The 17,119-nt window shown below is 71.9% G+C and carries 12 protein-coding genes; 6 read left to right on the forward strand and 6 right to left on the reverse strand.

Annotated features, from left to right (window positions below; all coding sequences use genetic code 11):
• The first annotated feature begins 134 nt into the window (after positions 1-134).
• Both OG906_RS26305 and OG906_RS26310 read left to right on the forward strand, forming a co-directional pair.
• The gene (locus OG906_RS26305; protein WP_329446266.1) at positions 135-1,823 is read left to right on the forward strand and encodes an MFS transporter; all 1,689 of its coding nucleotides are present in this window, start codon (positions 135-137) and stop codon (positions 1,821-1,823) included.
• A gap of 107 nt (positions 1,824-1,930) precedes the next feature.
• Positions 1,931-3,100, forward strand: a complete 1,170-nt coding sequence (locus OG906_RS26310; RefSeq protein WP_267800354.1) for an acyl-CoA dehydrogenase family protein — start codon at positions 1,931-1,933, stop codon at positions 3,098-3,100.
• Between the two features lie 9 nt (positions 3,101-3,109).
• Here the strand turns inward: OG906_RS26310 and OG906_RS26315 are convergent, their stop codons facing one another.
• Positions 3,110-3,571 carry a cell division protein SepF gene (locus OG906_RS26315; protein ID WP_053679229.1) on the reverse strand — a complete coding sequence of 154 codons (462 nt, stop codon included), beginning with the start codon at positions 3,569-3,571 and terminating at the stop codon, positions 3,110-3,112.
• 284 nt (positions 3,572-3,855) lie between these two features.
• On the opposite strand from OG906_RS26315, the gene OG906_RS26320 reads away from it, so the two are divergent.
• From OG906_RS26320 to OG906_RS26335, 4 genes are all read left to right on the forward strand, one after another.
• Positions 3,856-5,121, forward strand: coding sequence for a DUF5685 family protein (locus OG906_RS26320; protein ID WP_329446270.1), 1,266 nt, complete (start codon positions 3,856-3,858; stop codon positions 5,119-5,121).
• A gap of 79 nt (positions 5,122-5,200) precedes the next feature.
• Entirely contained in the window at positions 5,201-6,019 is an 819-nt protein-coding gene (locus OG906_RS26325; RefSeq protein WP_329446272.1) for a DUF1684 domain-containing protein, read from the forward strand.
• Positions 6,020-6,169: 150 nt separating this feature from the next.
• The gene (locus OG906_RS26330; protein ID WP_329446274.1) at positions 6,170-7,045 is read left to right on the forward strand and encodes a S1 family peptidase; all 876 of its coding nucleotides are present in this window, start codon (positions 6,170-6,172) and stop codon (positions 7,043-7,045) included.
• An 80-nt stretch (positions 7,046-7,125) separates the two neighbouring features.
• Positions 7,126-7,605, forward strand: a complete 480-nt coding sequence (locus OG906_RS26335; RefSeq protein ID WP_329446276.1) for a hypothetical protein — start codon at positions 7,126-7,128, stop codon at positions 7,603-7,605.
• Positions 7,606-7,628: 23 nt separating this feature from the next.
• On the opposite strand, the gene OG906_RS26340 is transcribed toward OG906_RS26335, so the two are convergent.
• From OG906_RS26340 to fxsBH, 5 genes are all read right to left on the reverse strand, one after another.
• Positions 7,629-8,525 carry a DUF4231 domain-containing protein gene (locus OG906_RS26340; protein WP_329446278.1) on the reverse strand — a complete coding sequence of 299 codons (897 nt, stop codon included), beginning with the start codon at positions 8,523-8,525 and terminating at the stop codon, positions 7,629-7,631.
• 75 nt (positions 8,526-8,600) lie between these two features.
• Positions 8,601-12,584: an FxSxx-COOH system tetratricopeptide repeat protein gene (gene fxsT, locus OG906_RS26345; RefSeq protein WP_329446280.1), complete on the reverse strand. Its 3,984-nt coding sequence runs from the start codon at positions 12,582-12,584 to the stop codon at positions 8,601-8,603.
• Positions 12,568-14,034 carry a TIR-like protein FxsC gene (locus OG906_RS26350; protein WP_329448143.1) on the reverse strand — a complete coding sequence of 489 codons (1,467 nt, stop codon included), beginning with the start codon at positions 14,032-14,034 and terminating at the stop codon, positions 12,568-12,570. The genes fxsT and OG906_RS26350 overlap by 17 nt, the downstream gene beginning before the upstream one ends.
• Positions 14,035-14,077: 43 nt before the next feature.
• Positions 14,078-14,851, reverse strand: coding sequence for an aminoglycoside N(3)-acetyltransferase (locus tag OG906_RS26355; protein ID WP_329446282.1), 774 nt, complete (start codon positions 14,849-14,851; stop codon positions 14,078-14,080).
• Entirely contained in the window at positions 14,848-17,112 is a 2,265-nt protein-coding gene (gene fxsBH, locus OG906_RS26360) for a radical SAM/SPASM protein FxsBH, inactivated beta-hydroxylase extension form (protein ID WP_329446285.1), read from the reverse strand. Before fxsBH ends, OG906_RS26355 begins: the two co-directional genes overlap by 4 nt.
• Between the last annotated feature and the right edge of the window lie 7 nt (positions 17,113-17,119).

A 17,119-nucleotide genomic window follows, 5' to 3' on the forward strand; every position in this document is an offset into this window, starting at 1 on the left:
CGAACTCGCGTACGCTGACCGTTCACTCGCTTGTCGATGCCGGACCCCGCAGGACGCCGCACCCCCGCCCCACCCCCGTGGCTCCACACGACGCTGGTCCGCCGAGTGCGAGGGATCACCTGGGAGGTACATGCATGTCGGGGACGAACGTGACCGGCGACCGGAACCCTTCCCCCTGGCAGCGAATCAGCGCCGCCTCCGGCGGGGCGAACCGTTGGGTCGTCCTCGCCGTCCTCTGCGTCAGCCTCGTGCTCGTCGCGCTCGACGCGACGATCCTGCACGTCGCCGTTCCCGCCGTCACCGAGGACCTGCGCCCCGGCTCGATCGAGCTCCTCTGGATCGTCGACGCCTACCCGCTGGTCTGCGCCGCGCTGCTGATCCTCTTCGGCACCCTCGGGGACCGGGTCGGCCGCCGTCGCATCCTGCTCCTCGGCTACGGGCTCTTCGGCATCGCCTCCGCGATCGCCGCCCTCGCCGACAACGCCCAGGTCCTCATCGCCGCCCGCGCCCTGCTCGGCATCGGCGGGGCGATGATCATGCCGGCCACCCTGTCGATCCTGCGCCAGGTCTTCCCCGACCGCCGCGAGCGCGCCCTCGCCATCGGCATCTGGACCGCCGTCGCGGCCATCGGCGCGGCCAGTGGCCCCGTCCTCGGCGGATTCCTCGTCCAGCACTACTGGTGGGGCTCCGTCTTCCTGATCAACATTCCGCTGATGGCGCTGATCCTGCCGCTCGGCCGGTGGCTGCTGCCCGAGTCCAAGGGCTCCGCCGAGGGGCCCTGGGACGTGCTCGGCGCGCTGATGGCCGCCGGCGGCGTGCTCGGGGCGGTCCTCGGGGTCAAGCGACTCGGCGCCGAACGGCAGCTCGTCGACCCCGAGGCGATGGTCCCGCTGCTCCTCGGCGTGGCGCTGCTGATCCTCTTCGTGCGCCGCCAGCGACGACGCACCCATCCGCTGATCGACATGCGGCTGTTCTCCCGCGCGGCCTTCACCACCTCCGTCGGCTGCATCGTGCTCGCCATGCTGGCCCTGGTCGGCCTGGAGCTGATCGCCGTCCAGTACCTCCAGCTGGTGCTGCGCCTGAGCCCGCTGGAGACCGGCCTGCGGCTGCTGCCGCTGACCTTCGCCGCGATGGCCGCCGGCGCCACCGGCTCGTACACCCTGCAACGGGTCGGCCCGCGCACGATGGTCTCGCTGGGCTTCCTGCTCACCGCCTGCGCGGTGCTCCTGCTGACGCTCATGGGACAGCAGGACCGGCCCGTCCTGCTCACCGTCGGGTTCATCCTGCTCGGCTTCGGCCTCCAGACCACGCTGTTCGCCGCCTACGAGTCGATGCTGAGCGAGGCACCGGCGGCCACCGCCGGCGGCGCGGCCTCCATCGGCGAGACCTCGTACCAGCTCGGCGCGGGCATGGGCATCGCGCTGCTCGGCAGCGTCATGAACGCGGCCTACGCGCCGGGTCTCGCGCACGTTCCCGGGGTCTCGGCGGCCGACTCCGCCGACGCCGCCAACTCGCTGGGCGAGGCCTACCAGATCGCGGCGCACCTCGGCGGTCCCGCCGGGGCCGCGCTGCACGCCGCCGCCCGGCACTCGTTCGTCCACGGCCTGCACGTGACGCTGGTGGTCAGCGCCGGGCTGCTGTTCGCCGGCGCGGTGATGGCGCTGAAGCTGCCGCGCACGATGGACTGCGCCGCCGACACGGACACCGGCGAACCGCTGCGGCTGCCCGCGCAGGCGAGCGCCGCGGCCCCCGCCGGCGAGCCCGCCGCACGGATCCCCGGCCAGGCGCACGCCGAGTGCGACCCGGCCGCCCGCTCGGCCTGACACCCCGCGTCCGACCGGGACCCTCGCAGGTGGGGGGTGGACCGGGGGCGGGGTCGCGGACACACTGACACCGCCAGGTTTCCACCCTCAGGCCGCCGGGAGGCCACGTGTCCTTCGTACCCACCGATCCGCTCGGGATCGACGAGCTGCTCAGCCCCGAGGACCTCGCGGTCCGCGACACCGTCCGGGACTGGGCCGCCGACCGGGTGCTGCCGCACATCGCCGAGTGGTACGAGAACGGCGAACTGCCCGGGATCCGGGAGCTGGCCCGGGAACTCGGCTCGATCGGCGCGCTCGGGATGTCGCTGACCGGATACGGGTGCGCGGGCGCCTCCGCCGTGCAGTACGGCCTGGCCTGCCTGGAGCTGGAGGCCGCCGACTCCGGCATCCGCTCGCTGGTCTCCGTACAGGGCTCGCTGGCCATGTACGCGATCTGGAAGTACGGCTCCGAGGAGCAGAAGGAGCGCTGGCTGCCCGGCATGGCCGCCGGCGAGCTGATCGGCTGCTTCGGCCTGACCGAACCCGACGTCGGTTCGGACCCCGCCGCGATGCGCACGTACGCCAAGCGCGACGGCACCGACTGGGTGTTGACCGGCCGCAAGATGTGGATCACCAACGGCTCGGTGGCCTCCGTCGCCGTGGTGTGGGCGCAGACCGACGAGGGCATCCGCGGGTTCGCCGTGCCCACCGACAGCGCCGGGTTCTCCGCGCCGGAGATCAAGCACAAGTGGTCCCTGCGCGCCTCGGTGACCAGCGAGCTGGTGATGGACGACGTACGCCTGCCCGCGGACGCGGTGCTTCCGGGCGTCACCGGGCTCAAGGGGCCGCTGGGCTGTCTCAGCCACGCGCGGTACGGGATCGTCTGGGGCTCCATGGGGGCGGCGCGCGCCTCCTTCGAGTCCGCGCTCGACTACGCGAAGACGCGGGAGCAGTTCGGGAGGCCGATCGGAGGCTTCCAGCTCACCCAGGCCAAGCTCGCGGACATGGCACTGGAACTCCACAAGGGCATCCTGCTCGCCCACCACCTGGGTCGCCGCATGGACGCGGGAACCTTGCGGCCGGAGCAGATCAGTTTCGGCAAACTCAACAACGTCCGCGAGGCCATCGACATCTGCCGCACCGCGCGGACCATCCTCGGCGCGAACGGGATCTCCCTGGAATATCCCGTGATGCGGCACGCCACCAACCTCGAATCGGTCCTCACCTACGAGGGCACCGTCGAGATGCACCAATTGGTGCTGGGCAAGGCACTCACCGGGCTCGACGCCTTCCGGTGAGGGCCTTGCTCAGCTCTGGTTGAAGAAGTCGCGCGAGCGCCCGCCGGGCTCGCCGCTGACGATCTGGGTGTCGGCCGGGGTCAGGAGGAAGACCCTGGTCGCCACCCGCTCGATCGATCCGCGCAGTCCGAAGGTCAGGCCGGCCGCGAAGTCGACCACGCGCTTCGCGTCGCCCGGGTCCATCGACGACAGGTTCACGATGACCGGGACGCCCTCGCGGAACAGTTCGCCGATGCCGCGGGCGTCACGGAAGCCGTCGGGCGTCACGGTCGCGATCCGCCGACCCTGCTCGACCGCGGACTCCGAGGCCACCTTGACGCGCGGGTCGGTGACCCACTGGTCACCGGGGCCCGAGACGGACCCGCCCTGCTGGCGTTCCACCGCCTCCGCGTAGTCGTCGTCGTAGTACCGCTCGTCGTCGTTGTCTTCCACGAGACCCAACCAGGCACTCGCCTTGCGCACCGAACCCATGGACGCCTCCTTTCACCGCGGTCAGTTGTCTTCTCTCCGCTGCCCCTATGGTCGTCCATGATGCTGACAACGCGCCAAGTGGATAGCCGCCGCGCCGGCTTTTCGTGACGGTACTGGTGCAGAACATTCGTTGCACGACTAAGGTGCGCGACGGCCTACCGCTGCTGACTGAGTGAAAATACGACCGCCACCTCCTTTCGGGTGATGCGCTGGTGCGTACGGGTGACCGGGAGGGCTCGGTACCATGCCCGGTAAGCACGCGCATGACACACGGGGGAAGCAGATTGTTCGGCATCGTCAGACCTTGCACGCACCGGCTGGGAGAGCGCTTCAAGACCGAGTGGATGGCTCATCTCTGCGGTCTCTGCCTGGCACTTCGCGGTGACCACGGACAGTTCGCCAGGATCGTGACCAACTACGACGGCCTGCTGGTATCCGTTCTGACGGAGGCTCAGTCCGGTCCGGATCCGCGGGCGCGACGCACCGCCGGCCCCTGCCCGCTGCGCGGCATGCGCACCGCCGCCGTCGCCAAGGGCGAGGGTGCGCGTCTCGCGGCCGCCGTTTCGCTCGTGCTGGCGTCCGCGAAGGTGCGCGACCACGTGGCCGACCGGGACGGGCTGTTGGCCCGGGCGCCGATCGCCGCCGCCGCGCGCAAGGTGGCCCGGGGCTGGGACCGGGCCGGCGCCCGCACCGGGGCGTCGCTCGGCTTCGACACGGGCGTGCTCGTCGACGCCGTGGACCGCCAGGGCGGCATCGAGGTGCTGGCCGGGATCGGAACATCCGTGCTGGTGGTGACCGAGCCGACGGAGACCGCGACCGCGGCCGCCTTCGCACATACCGCGGTCCTCGCGGGACGGCCAGGCAACACCGCCCCGCTCGCCGAGGCGGGCCGGTACTTCGGCCGGCTCGCGCACCTGCTGGACGCCGTGGAGGACCAGCGGGCCGACGCCGCGGCCGGCGCCTGGAACCCGCTCACCGCCACCGGCACCTCCCTCGCCGAGGCGCGCCGGCTCTGTGACGACGCCCTGCGCGGCATCCGGCTGGCCCTGCGCGAGGTGGAGTTCGCGGACGCCGGTCTCGCCCACCGGCTGCTGGTGCACGAGCTGCGCACCTCCGTCGACCGGGCCTTCGGGACGACCGCCTGCGGTCACACGGGCGACCACGCCGCCGTGAACTCCGGCGGGGGCTTCGGCCCGGCCCCGCAGGGCTACGACGCCCCGGGCGCGGGGAGCCCGTACGGCGCCGGGAACCCGTACGCGCCGGGCGCCCCGTACGCCCCCGGGGGCCCCGGGACTCCTCCGCCGATGGGGCCGGGCGGGCCGGGCGGCGGCGGTGGCGGCGGGTTGCCTCCGCAGCGACCGCGCCGCGGGCTGCTCGCGGGCTGCGCGGTGGCCGTCGGGCTCTTCTGCACCTGCCAACTCTGCTGCACGGAGCACGAGGGGCCGTGGTCCCGGCAGAAGCGGGACCCGTGGTGCGACGGCTGCGATGGATGCGACTGCTGCGACAGCTGCGGCGACGGGTGCTGCTGCTGCCCGTGCGACGGCTGCTGAGTCTCCCTCAGATATTTCCCAGGTCCGGACGGGGTACCCCGCGGTTCCCGTCCGGACCGGCGTGGAAAGGTTGAGCGGCATGAACCATGACGACGACACCGACCCCGAGACCGCCTGGCGGCGCTGGCACGAGCATCGACTGGCGACCGTGTCCGCCCCGCACGGTCCGCTCGCGCTGACCGGTACCCACTGGCTCGCCGACTACCCGGAAGGTCGAATTCCGGCCGTTCCCGGGGAATGGCGCACCACCGACGCGGGGGTCGCCCTGCACGCCGACCCCGAGGACGGGCTGACCCTCGACGGCGCCCCCTTCGCCGGCGACGCCGTGCTCGCGGCCGACGAGGCGCCGCCCTCGCACTCCCGGATCTCCGCGGGCGACCTCCGGATCGTGGTGATCCGGCGGGAGGGGGAGTGGGCGGTGCGCGTCTTCGACCCGGCCTCCGGGGCCCGGCGGGACTTCACCGGCATCGAGGTCGGCCCGTACGACCCGGAACTCGCCCTTCCGGGGCGCTTTCGACCGTACGACCGGGACCGGACGGTCCAGGTCGAGAACGCCGACGGGCGGGACCGCGGGCTCGGCCTGGGAGGGGAGCTGCTCTTCACCCGCGACGGGGTGGAACACGCCCTCCAGGTGGCCGTGGACGAGGAGGACGGGAGCCTGTGGGCCGTCTTCGGCGATGCCACCGGCGGGGTGTCCAGCTACCGGTTCCGCTTCCTCAAGCCCGGCGCCCCCGGCGAGGACGGCTCGATCACCGTGGACTTCAACCGGGCCCAGCTGCCGCCCTGCGCCTTCGCGGACCACTTCATCTGTCCGTTCCCGCCACCCGGGAACACGCTGCCGTTCGAGGTGCCGGCGGGTGAGCGGAGGCTGAAAGCCGCTCTTGTCGCGGGAATCTGACACCAGGACACTCCCGAAAGCGTCTCTCACGAGGCTTGTCAGGGGCACGACGAACGGGCATGCGCCCGTCGTGCCCCCGACCGCCTCTCTCCCGGGCTCCGGCACCCCCACCCCCGCCGGGCCCCCCATCCCCTCCGGGAGGACGAGTCAGTGAGGATCCAGAGCATCACCCGAATCAAGCTTCTCGCGGCGGCCACCGGCCTGGCCGCCGTCGCCGCGCTCGGCGCACCCGCCACGGCGAGCGCCGACAGCGGCTTCAGCGCCGATCGCCTCGCCTCGGCAGGCGCCTCCGTACTGCGCGCCGACGTGGCGGGCACGGCCTGGCACACCGACCCCGCCAACGGAACCCTCGTGGTCACCGCGGACTCCAGGGTGTCGGCCGCCGACATCGCCAGGATCCGCCGCGAGGCCGGCGCCGACGCCGGCGCCCTGCGCATCGAGCGCACCCCGGGCAAGCTGACGAAACTGTTGTCCGGCGGCGACGCCATCTACGCGTCGAGCTGGCGCTGTTCGCTCGGCTTCAACGTGCGCAGCGGCAGCACCTACTACATCCTGACCGCCGGCCACTGCACCGACGGAGCCGGCACCTGGTGGAGCAACTCCGCCCACACCACCGTCATCGGCCCCACCGTCGGCTCCAGCTTCCCGACCAATGACTACGGCCTGATCAAGTACAACAGCAGCACCCCGATCCCGCCGGGCACCGTCGGCAGCCAGGACATCACCAGCGCCGTCAACGCCACCACCGGCATGTCCGTCACCCGGCGCGGCTCCACCACCGGCATCCACAGCGGTTCCGTGACCGGCCTCAACGCCACCGTCAACTACGGCGGCGGCGACGTCGTCTACGGCATGATCCGCACCAACGTCTGCGCCGAGCCCGGCGACAGCGGCGGCCCGCTCTACTCCGGCAGCCGTGCCGTGGGTCTCACCTCCGGAGGCAGCGGCAACTGCTCCTCCGGTGGAACGACCTTCTTCCAGCCCGTCGTGGAAGCCCTGAACGCCTACGGCGTCAGCGTCTACTGACCCACGCGCCCCCGTTCGACCCCTGGACGTCCTCCCGCCTTCTGGGAGGATGTCCAGGCGTCCACGGGGGAGGTTTCCGCATGAAACGTATCGGCGTGACCGGACACCGGTCGATTCCCATCGAGGTGCTCGACCACGTGAGGGACGGCCTGCGGGCCGTCCTCGACGGCCACGACGGACCGCTGGAGGCCTTCTCCAGCCTCGCCGAGGGAGCGGACCAGCTGTTCGCCGACATCGCGCTGGAATGCGGCGCGGACCTCACCGTGGTGATCCCCAGCGGCGACTACGAGGAGACCTTCGAGGGAGCCGAGTCCCTGGCCCACTACCGCCGGCTCAGGCACCGGGCCGCGCAGGAGATCCGGATGGCCTTCGAACGGTCCACGGACGAGGCCTACTACGCGGCCGGCACCTTCATCGCGGACTCCTGCGACCGGCTCGTCGCCGTCTGGGACGGCCTGCCCGCCCGCGGGCACGGCGGCACCGGCGAGATCGTCGCCTACGCGCGGGCGCTCGGGAAACCCGTCACCGTCGTCTGGCGCGAGGGCGTGACCCGGGTCTGAGCCACACCCTCCCGCGTCGGACGTCAACTGCTGTGTCGTGCCAGCCAGTCCGTGTGCTGCGGAGACACGTAGCGCTCCGTCTCGTACACCGAGGAAGGCCACTGGGCCTCGGTGATCGTCGTCTGCATCACGACCATCATCGCCGACAGGTCCTGCTCGATCAGGGTGTGCGCCTCGATCAGCGGATGGTGCCGGCGCACCTCGTTCCAGGCGATGCCGGCCGCCGCCGCCGCGCTGAGCAGTCCCGTCAACCGCGGCCCCGGACCCGAACCGAAGGCCCCCAACAGGGCGAACAACAGGCCCAGGCACGTCAACAGCACGATGGTCCACGACCACAACGCCGTCGCCCGACGCGACACCTCCGTCTTGCGCTGGTACCAGTTGCGCTGCTCGATCAGCCGGTCCCGGACGTACGTCTCCCGGCGCACGTGATAGCCCATGCCGCGCAGCCGGTGCATCGCCCCCGTGATCTCCCCGCCCTCCGGCACCGCGCCCGAGCCCCGGGGATCCTCCCAACCCATCTTGCGCAGCTCGTCCAGGCCCTTCTCCAAACGGGTCCGGTACGTCGCCTCCGGCCCGGCGACATCACTGCCGAACGGCGACCCGTGCACGGCGTACCGCCAGGCCAGGGACTTGATGAACTCGGCCGCGCTCCGGTTCAGCTGCCACTGGGGACGGGCCCGGCGCCGGGTCGCCCGGATGCCCACCCCCAGTACCCCGGCGTACGCCAGCGCGCTGATCGCCCCGAACAGCCGGAGCGAACCCACGGCCGGTCCCGCGGGCAGCGCGGCGGCCCCCGCGGCGACGACGAGCAGCACCAGCTGGGCGCGCGTGGCCTGGGTGGACTCCCGCTGTCGGGAGATCGCCGCCTGATCGGTGTGGTGGAAGAGGGCCGGCAGGTCCTCGTTTCGAAAGGTCATGCTGTCGCTCACAGCGAACCCCCCAGGCTGCTGTCGGGGTGGAGGGCGACCCGTGCGGGGCCGCCCTCCGTCGGATCACACGGCGAGGGGCTCCAGGTCGCGGTGCACCCGCCGCTCGTCACGGGCGTAGCGGGTCAGACCGTGCTCCTCGCCCAGCAGCCGCGTCAGTTCGGCCACCGCCTCCGCCCGCACCCGGGCGGCTTCCTCCTTGCGCCCCATCATGTCCAGGCTGACCGCCATGTTGGAGGCGCTCGCCAGGGTCTCGGGGTGATGCACTCCCAGCGCCTCGCGCAGCCGCATCACCGACAGCCGCTCCAGTTCCAGCGCGCCCTCCGGATCACCGAGGTCCGCCCGGGCGTTGGCCAGATTCAGATGGGTGAAGATCGTGTGCGGGTGGTTGTCGCCCAGCACCTCGCGCATGTGCCGGATCGTCTGCCGCAGCATTGGCTCCGCCGTGTCCGCCGCCCCCGTGCCCCAGTGGAACACCGCGAGGTTGTTGAGCGCGGCGAGGGTGTACGGGTGCCGCTCGCCCGGCACCTTCATGAACTCGTCCACCACCTCCTGCGCCAGGTCCCGCGCCGCGCCCGGATCACCCGTCGCGAACAGGTCCGAGGCGAGGTTGAGTTCGCAGGCCAACAGGTCGGGGTTGACCGAGGTGTACTTGGCCCGGTAGCGGTTGCGGGTCGCCGTCGTCAGCCGCAGCGCGTCCTCCAACTCGCCCGCCCTGCGGAGCGACACCGCCAGGTTCTTCGCGGCCGACAGGGTGCCCGGGAAGGCCCGGCCCAGCGTCCGCTTGTAGATCTCGTACGTCCGCGCCAAGAGCTGCACCGAGTCGTCGTACCGGCCCACCTCGCGCAGGTCACGGGCCAGGTTCTGGGCCGACGAGAGCGTGTACGGGTGGTCCGTGCCCAGCACCTCGGTACGCCGGTCGAAGACCTCCTGGTCGATCTCCCGGGCCCGCGCGTACTGGCCGACCATGCGCAGGTTCAGCGCCAGGTTGTTGGCCGCGGCCAGGGTGCGGGGGTGCGCCTCGTGGAATATCTGGCTGAAGCCCTCGTGGGCGGCCGTCGCCAGCTCCATCGCCTCCGCGTACCGGCCCAGCGCCCCCAGGTCCATCGCCAGGCCACTGGTGGTCATGTACGTGTGCGGGTGGGAGGGGCCGAGCACCGTCCGCTGCCGCTCCAGCGTGACCTCGCCCAGCTCCTGCGCCTCCACGAACCGGCCCTGCGAGCGCAGGATGTTGGACAGGTGGAAGCGCAGGTACAGGTACTGGAGGTCGTCGTTGCCGAGGGTGTCCTTCCAGATCTCCCGCAGCTCCTCGCCGAGTTGGTACGCGGCCTTGAAGTCTCCGCGCTTCCAGAGGTAGCGCACCCGGTCGATCAACAGCCGGCGGGTCTCCGGCTCCTTGCAGTTGCGGGCCTCGGAGGGCGTCAGGTGCGGCCAGATGGTGTTGAACCGCGGCCAGGTCTCCGGATTGTCTATCGGCTCGTCGTCGTCCGGCCGGGCCCCCGCCAGGATCCGGTGCACCGCGTGCCGGGCCTCGCGCTGTTCCTCCTCCGAGAGCTGGGCCCGGATCACTGCCTGGACCAGCCGGTGCACCTGGATGCTGTTGCCGACCTGGTCGACCTTGGCCATCGCGAACCGGCCGATCTCCCGGATCACCCGGCCCAGCATCAGCTTCTCCTGGAGCGAGGAGTCGTACGGCTTGAGCGCGTTGATCATCTCCTTGCTGTAGAGGAGGTTCGCGGAGATCGGCTCGGGCGCGAAGAACGCGCAGAGCTGGAGCAGCCGCACGGCGGCGGGGGAGCGGGACTGGAGCCGCTCGATGGACACGTTCCAGGTGGCGGCCACCGGCTCCGGGTAACCGGGGGGCTGGTTCAGCCCCAGCACCCGGGCCGCCTGCTCCGCCAACTGCTCCAGGTACGCGGACACCGGCGTCGCCGTCTCCGCGATCCAGGCGCCCGCCTGCTCGACCGCCAACGGCAGGTCGCCCACCGCCACGGCCACCTGCTCGGCGTCCTCCTTGGTGAGTCCCGGGGCCCGGCGCTGGAGGTGCTCGATGGACTCCTCGCGCAGGAACACGTCCACCGGGAGCGCGTCGCCGTACTGCGACCAGGACTGGTTGCGCGAGGTCACCAGCACGTGCCCCGGGCCGCCCGGCGGGAAGAACCGCTTCAGCGTCTCGGGATCGTCGGCGTTGTCGAAGACCAACAGCCACCGCGAGGTCGGCACCCCGCGCCGCAGCAGGTCGATCGCCTCCTGGGAAGCGGCCGACATGTCCTCGCCGGTCTGCGCGCCCAGGCGTACGGCCAGCTCCGCGAGGGCCGCCACCACGTCGTCGGTCTGTTCCGAGGAGATCCACCAGACCAGGTCGTAGTCGGCCATGAACCGGTGCACGTACTCCAGCGCCACCTGCGTCTTGCCCACGCCGCCGAGCCCGTACAGGGTCTGCGGCTGCGGCAGCACCACGGCCATGCCCCCGCCGAGCTGGTCGCGCATCCGCTCCAGCACGATGCTGCGGCCGGTGAACCCGGGGTTGCGGGGCGGCGCGTTCCAGATCTTCGGGACCGTCCCCGGGAACCGGGGCCCCGGCTGGGTGGTGCTGTTGACGGAGTCCGGCAGGGCCATCGGCCGCTCCACCGCGCGGAGCAGCGCCGTGGTGGCGTGCACCTCGTCGAGGCGGAACAGGTCCACCGGGTTGCGGTCGATGTACGGGGTCGCCAGCCGTACGTCGCCCACGCGCAGCGGCACCAGCTGGCGCCGGCCCCCGGTCGGGTCCTCCGCCGCCGCCCGGTTCCAGACGTCCACGGCCCGGGCGGACTTGAGGTAGGCGCTGGAGAGCAGCACCACGGTCCGGGCCGCGTTGTCGACGCTGATGCCGGCCCCGCCGAGGGTGTCCCCGGCTCCGCCCCCGTCGACCGGCGCGCGTTCGGCGGAGACGTCCTGCGGCACCACCCGGAACCCGGCCCGGGTGAGCACCGACTCGATCCAGTCGGCCCACATGCGGTTCTCGGCGACGTAGGACAGGAACAGGTCGGCGGGCAGGGCCGGGCGCCGCCGGGTGAAGGCGTCCCGGATCCGCATCCGGACGTCCTCCGCGATGGCGGGCATCGAGACGATCTCGCCCTCGGTGACCACCGCCGTCAACCGCTCGAACGCGGAGAGCAGGGAGTTGGTGAGACCGGCCTCGTCACCGAAGGTGGCCAGGGTCTCCTCGTAGGCGTAATAGGGCCGGTACGGGATCTCCACCGCGCCCCAGTACGAGGTGAGTTCGTCCCCGACGAGACCGTTGGGGAAGCGGTCGAACCTGATCCGCGCCAGGGCCCGGCCCGCGTCGGCCTTCTCCTTCTCGCCCTCGTCGATGCGCATCGGAACCGGATAGATCTTGATGCCCCGGTCGTTGAACCGCTCGTCGATCTGGCGCGCCACCGAGGCGGCGCCGTCGATCGACTGGTCGGAGAGGGTGAAGCAGTCCACCAGGACGTCCGGCAGGTGCACCGTGCAGATGTCCGCGATGTCGGACAGGCCGGTCCGGCTGTCGATCAGGACGTAGTCGTAGTTCCTCTTCATGTCGGCGCGTAAGGCGTCGAAGAAGAGACCACCGCCGAGCCGGTCGTAGAAGTTGTCCCAGTCGAAGGTGGAGACGGTCGCCGAGTACTCGCGGTTCTGTCGGCCCGCCGAGACGAAGTCGAGCGTGCCGCCGTCCGGGAACTCCCAGCCCAGGGTCTCCGGGGTGAGCGAGACGGCGTGCGGCTGGATCCGTGCATAGTCCTTGTGCCAGTCGTCGGCGCGCTGCACCGGACTGGTGGCGGCCCAGGCGTACTCGCTGATCAGGTCGATGACCCCGGTGGTGGCCCCCAGGGTGGAGGGGTCCAGGAAGGGGTGGAAGAAACGGTGCAGCCCCGGGGCCTCCAGGTCCCAGTCGACGGCGAGCACGCGCTTGCCGTTGGCCGCGAGGATCCAGGCGGTGTTGGCGAGCGCCATCGTGCGGCCGGTACCGCCCTTGTACGAGTAGAAGGTGACGATGCGTCCCTCACGGCTGTCACGACTCGCTGTCATCCGCGTCCCCCCGGTCTGATTCGTTGTGGTCGGCGGCGCCCCTGCCGCGCGGCTCGCCGTTGCGGTCCTCGCCGTCCCCGTGCTCGTGGTCGTGGCCTTCGCCGTCCCGGTGTTCGCCGCCCCGGGATTCGCTGTCGGGCGGGAAGGGGGCGGGTGGCGGCAGCGGCGCGGGCGGCCCGTTCATCCCCATCGGCCCGATCAGCCGCGGGCGTTCGGTGTGGGTGTTGCCGGCCGGTGGATAGACCTGGGCGTGTCTGAGGAACTGCTGCGCGGCCGCCTCCACGACCTGCGGCAGGATCTGCCCGAGCGTCTCCATGTTGGCCACGCCGTTCGCGGCGGCCCGGCACGCGGCCCGGCCCTGGCTCATCTTCACGGGCATGGTGTCCTCCAGCCGGTGCGCCAGCTCGTTCTCCTTCGCCCGGCTCTGGTGGTCGTACCGGTTCCACGGCACGACCACGTTGATCCACGGCCGGGACTCCTGGTCGAAGGCGGCGAGTCGCCGGCGCCGCTGCTCGTCCTCGACCGCCCAGCGGTCGACGATCAGGATCTCCGGGCGGGTGGGCGGCTGCTTGCTGTCGAAGTGTCCCGCCTCGTCGTCGAAGGAACCGATGGTGGTCTGGTAGTTGAGGTTCCTGACCAGGTCCTCCGCGATCAGCGCGACGGGCCGCTGGGACGCCGGGTGGTACGGGTTCCAGTCCAGCGCGCTGTCCCCGTAGTACTCGGGGCTGCGCCCCTCCGGAAGGTCGTGGCGGGACGCGGCCGCGACGGTCACGTGCAGGGAGCGGGTGGGATTGTCGGAGCTGCCGAAGGCGCTGGGCACGACCCGGTAGTCCACCGGGCGGACGGGGTCGAGGCGGACGGTCTCGGCGACCCGGACGATCCGCTTGGCGAGTTCGTAGACGGCCCGCTCGTACTGCTCGGCGTACCCCCGCAGTTTGATCAGCCCGTACAGCCCGTCGGTGACGTAGCGCTCGCCGAAGGTGTTGTGGTTGAACTGCAACCGCTCGGCGGGACCCGGGAGTTGGGACGGCGGCACCGGTACCCACAACGCGGGGACGATGGCCTCGGCCGGCTGGTTGCTCGCCGCTCCGTGCTGGATGGCGCGCTGCGCGAAGGCGAACCACTCCTTCCCGCACATCTCGCTGGCGAAGTAGCGCGGCGAGAACAGCGGGACGAAGACCCGGCAGGTGGCGAGTGCCGTCCCCAGCCGCTCCGACCAGCCCTCGCCACTGCGTATCTCCCGGTCCATGAAACCCGCCTCGGACCCGGCGGGCAGATCGGTCAGCGCCATGACGTGACTGCAGAGATCACGGAAGAGGCGCTCGACCCACATGTCCGGGTCGGGCCCCCCGGCCCCGAATCTCGGTGTATGCGCATAACTGAGAAAGAAGTACGGCTGCACTGATGCGGGCACACGCCCCCCGTCCCGAAGATGCGAGCGAAGAAACATCATTCCGGAGCTGCTTCGCGACATCCCCTCATCGTTCAGTCAATCAGCATCTGTTTTCGGTCATCCAGTCAAGCGCGTGATCGACGGCATCCGGAATCGAGAAGAGCAGGGCCGGCGCCCCGCCCACCCGACCCCTGCGCACCTGTGAATCCGGAAACGTCCCGCCGATCTCCGCGAAGTCGCTGTCGTCCAGTGCCACGTCCTCGTACGCGGTCCACTCCTCCCCCTGTTGATCCCCCGGAAGGTTCACCTTCACCACACAGTCGTACATGCGCAAGGGGGGCTTCGGAATTCGATACTCCGCGAGATGGAAAGCAGTGCAAACTGAAAACCCCACATTGATCATGAGTACCTGCCCTCCCTCCCAACACAGCTTTCCCAGGGGCGACTCCTCGCCCATGTGGCTTTCGATCCGATGACCCGCGCACAGGCCCTCCGCGCCCCCGCCGAGCGCGGCGAAGGACGTCTGAGGGTGGGCGCTGCGCACGGCCCCCGGCGCGGTGCGCACGGCCTCGGCCAGGGCGCCCATGCCCTGGCTCGGCGTGGTCGCCGGGTCGAAGGCCGGCATCCGGGCGCGGAAGGCCGCCGTCTCGGACGGGCTCAGCCCGGCGATCCTGGCCAGGTGGGCGCCGGAGGTGAGGGAGTTCTCCGGGGTGAAGGTCGGTACCACCAGCGTGCCGTGCGGGCCGAGGACCCCCGTCAGGGCGTCGCGCAGCTCCTCGGCGCGCAGACCGGTCCCGCCGAGCGCGGCGTGCACCAGGAGCCGGGACCGGGGTCGGACGCCGAGCAGGCGCAGGTGGACGGCGAGGGCGCTCACGCGTCGACCGCCTTCAGCTCCCAGCGCAGTTCCTCCACGAGACGCTTGCCCGTGATCGTCAGTTCGGCCGCCCCGGACAGCCGGTCCAGGGCCCGGTGGATGGGGTCGGCGGAGCCGGGCTCGGGGCCCGCGACGGCCCGCCGGTACGCCTCCATCGCCACCCGCTCGTGTACGTCGGCCAGCAGTCGGGACACCGGGACGGGCCGCTCCCGCCAGGGCGACGGGTGCTGCCACTCCCCGTCCAGGGCGTACAGGTCGGCCACCTCGGTCAGGGCGCGCAGGCGGGCCCGCCTGCGGCCGGTCAGCAGCGCGAGCGCCGTCTCCCGCACCCCCGCCCCGTACGGGACGCCGAGCGCCCCGGGGGCGTGCCGGCCGGCCTCCCCCCAGCCGTGCTCCCGGGGCCCGCCGGCCAGCGGGGTCAGCGTGGTGAGCCCGGCGGCGGCCGCCCGGGCGAACTCCGGGACCGTGTCGTGCAGCAGGGCCCAGGCCCGGTCCAGGAGACCCCGCCACTCCTCGGCCTCGCCCGCCCCGAGCCGCAGCCGGGGCGGGCGGGCGAAGCAGTTGCGGTACGGATCCAGGTCCTCCAGGGCCACCGGCGCCGCGTCCGGCCCGGGCGGCCAGGTCCGTACGGGCTGCCAGCGCGCGTCCCCCGCCGCGGGACCGAAGCGGTGCTCGGCGCGGCCGTCCCGTACGGCGTACCCGTCGTCGACGGCGCGGAGCGCGGCCCGCCCCCGCGTGCCCGGCTCGCCGAGCCGCAGCAGTCCCAGGGTCGGCAGGTACACCTCGCCGTCCCGGTAGGCCACTTCGGCCGGCAGGTCCAGCCCGCCCCGCAGCACGGCGGCGGCGGCCAGCGCGGCCAGCCGGCGGGCCGGGCCGGTGTCCTCCCGGGGTCCCTCGTCCTGCGTGTCCAGGGCCGCCAGTACCCACGTCCGGGTGAACGGGTGGTCCAGTACGGCGTCCAGGGCGTCCGCGCCGGCGTCCCCGGACCGCTCCACGGCCGCCAGCAGTTCCCAGGCCCGGGCCCAGTCGGGGTCACCCGTCCGGTCGGCGTTCAACCGGGCGAGCAGCATCCGGGTCAGCTCCTGCTGGGACCGGGCCAGTTCGGTGGGGTCGGTGAGCTCCGGGGCGGTCTCGCGCCGTGCGGTGCGACCCTCCACCCCGTCCACCAGCTCGCGCAGGTCGGCGCAGTACACGGAGGGATGGTCGAAGCTCCCGCCGGTCGCCGGGTCGGGCCGGTAGCGGTGGGCGTAGAGTCCGCCGCCGCACGAGCGTACGACGGGGCAGCGCCGGCACGTCTCGCTGACACCGGCCAGCCCCTGCTGCCGGGCACGCACCCCGGGGTGGGACGCCACCTGGTCGAAGGTGTGGTCGAAGACGTTGAAGCCGGTGGCCGCGGCCCCCTCGAAGGCGGTCTTGAGGGAGTCGACCTGCTCCAGTTGTCCGTCGGTCTCGACGACGACGAGGTCGGTCGGGGCCAGGCCCAGGGACTCCGTCAGGCTGGGTCCGCCGCGCAGGGTGGACAGCAGCGACTCGAAGAGCCGTACGGGGACCGGGCGTTCCCGGCGCTCCCAGTGGTCGAAGACCCGCAGCAGCCAGCGCGCGTAGGCGTCGGGGGCACCGTCCGGGCGGGCCGGCGGGGTCTCCCAGGTGGCGTGGGGGAGCAGGAAGTCCACCCGGGGCGGCTCCAGCTCGACGAGGGCGTCGAGCACGGCGACGGGGTCGTTGGCCACGTCCACGGTGCAGAGCAGCCCCTGGTAGAGGTGGCGGTAGGGCTCGGAGCGGAGCAGCGCGACGGCGGCGAGGACCAGGGGGTGGCTGGTGCGGCCGTCCGCGAACCGGCGGTGGCGGTCGTTCGCGGCGCGATCCCCGTCGAGGGAGATGCCGACCCGGACGTCGTACTCGGCGAAGAGGTCCAGATGACGGTGGCCGAGCTGGAGCCCGTTGGTGTGGATGCGCAGGTCCAGGGCGGCGATTCCGTCGAGGGCGCGGGTGAATTCCTCGCACACGAGGCGGAGTCGGGCGGTGCCCGCCAGCAGGGGTTCCCCTCCGTGGAGAATCACCGTGACAGAGGGGAGGGCATGGTCACGGGCATGTTCGGCGAGCCGCGACGCAGTGTGTGCGATCACCTCGGGGGAGATCACCTTCGGTCGGGCTCGCCAGCTCTGATCTGCGTGTTCGTAGACGTAGCAATGATCACAAGCGAGATCGCATCTGCTGTGAACTTTCAGGACGATCTCGCGAAATGCGATCAGGCCGGTCATTCCACCA

The organism is Streptomyces sp. NBC_01426 (genome assembly GCF_036231985.1).
Taxonomy (GTDB): domain Bacteria; phylum Actinomycetota; class Actinomycetes; order Streptomycetales; family Streptomycetaceae; genus Streptomyces.

Coding starts and splice junctions, on each gene's coding strand:
- fxsT (WP_329446280.1), bottom strand. CDS start 12,584: ATGACAGCGAGTCGTGACAGCCGTGAGGGACGCATCGTCACCTTCTAC.
- fxsBH (WP_329446285.1), bottom strand. CDS start 17,112: ATGACCGGCCTGATCGCATTTCGCGAGATCGTCCTGAAAGTTCACAGC.
- OG906_RS26340 (WP_329446278.1), bottom strand. CDS start 8,525: ATGACCTTTCGAAACGAGGACCTGCCGGCCCTCTTCCACCACACCGAT.
- OG906_RS26335 (WP_329446276.1), top strand. CDS start 7,126: ATGAAACGTATCGGCGTGACCGGACACCGGTCGATTCCCATCGAGGTG.
- OG906_RS26325 (WP_329446272.1), top strand. CDS start 5,201: ATGAACCATGACGACGACACCGACCCCGAGACCGCCTGGCGGCGCTGG.
- OG906_RS26305 (WP_329446266.1), top strand. CDS start 135: ATGTCGGGGACGAACGTGACCGGCGACCGGAACCCTTCCCCCTGGCAG.
- OG906_RS26350 (WP_329448143.1), bottom strand. CDS start 14,034: ATGTTTCTTCGCTCGCATCTTCGGGACGGGGGGCGTGTGCCCGCATCA.
- OG906_RS26315 (WP_053679229.1), bottom strand. CDS start 3,571: ATGGGTTCGGTGCGCAAGGCGAGTGCCTGGTTGGGTCTCGTGGAAGAC.